Source organism: uncultured Campylobacter sp., from assembly GCF_937949835.1.
Classification (GTDB): Bacteria; Campylobacterota; Campylobacteria; order Campylobacterales; family Campylobacteraceae; genus Campylobacter_B.
Genome location: NZ_CALEDC010000460.1, coordinates 1 through 1,346 on the forward strand (window position 1 = coordinate 1; position 1,346 = coordinate 1,346).

Below are 1,346 nucleotides of genomic sequence, written 5' to 3' on the forward strand. Positions count from 1 at the left end.
TCTATGTTCCGATAAAGAGGATTAAAGTACTCTGTAGGTTTACATTATGAAATTAAGATAACGTAAAAGGTATATCGAGTGAAATATAATAGGGACATAAAATATTTTCGAAAGGAACTATTTATAATATGAAACATACAAGCATTGTAACTCCTAACGATTTGGCACGATATGCAGATACGCGTGAGAGCGGAGGAGTAATTCCGGAGCTTATTTATCTACTTATCAAACAATCTGCACCCGATATAAGAGAGTGTCGCATACCTTACGGCGATGCTATAAATCAATCCGGTATGGACGGTCTTGTATATTGTAAGACCGGATTTTTTGAATTTGTTCCTGCTGGGAAATCCTATTGGGAAATAGGCACCGGAAAAGATCCTCAAGAAAAAGCAAGTAGCGACTTTCAAAAAAGAACCGATGAATTGAGCGATGAAGAACGGGCCGACTCTACTTTCGTCTTCGCTACTCCGCGTTCGGCCGAAGCAAATGGTTGGAATGAGCCAAAACAGAGAGCTTGGATCAAAAGGCAGCAAAGTAAAGAGTGGAAACGAATTATAATAATAGATGGAGTAAAGCTAGCGGATTGGCTTAGAGAATTTCCCGCTATTGGTAGGTGGATAGCTGTTAAAATGAGAATTTTGCCAAATTTAAGCGGCGTTATAACACCGCTTGAGCACTGGAACTTAACTCAATCTAAATTTAGAAACTGCAACTTGATCCAGTCGCAATTTAATGGGTTAGCTCTTCCACCCGAACTTTTTATCTCTTCTCGCGATAAAGCCTGTAGTGCGCTTGAAACCATCTTTTCGGGCGAAACAAAAAAGCTCTTTATTATTGCTGAGAGCGAAAACGATGTAGATGATTTTGTGGCGGCCTACCTTATGACGCTTGAAAAAGAAAAGGCACAAAAATATGCAGATAGGTGTCTTTTTATAAAAGATAAAGATACATGGCAAGCAATATCCGAGTTGCGACGATCACATGTATTGGTTGCTAGCCCAAGGCTAGGCTTGGATGATGAACAACAAAATTTACTTGCGTTAGCCATAGAAAAAGGGCATGGAGTGATCGTACCGTTTTGCGATGCCTCATCAAACGGCAATGACGATGTTATAGACCTTAAAAGTCCTCCATCATATCAGATCAAAGAGATACTGACGAAAGCGCAGTTCCCAGATGCTCTTGCAGAGGAATTTGCTAAAATAGGAAATAGGAGGCTGTCTGCACTTATGAGGTATCTCGTAGGAATCGCTGCGCCGTCGTATGCGAAACGGAATACTGCTCGTGAATTGGCAAAAGCCTGTTTAATAGGTCGATGGGATGAAGAAAATAAAGCGGACATT

At 40.6% G+C, this 1,346-nt stretch carries 1 pseudogene; it reads left to right on the forward strand.

From position 1 onward, the window contains the following. Positions 1 to 128: 128 nt before the first annotated feature. Positions 129 to 1,346: pseudogene (locus Q0256_RS10275) on the forward strand (hypothetical protein); the annotation flags it as partial.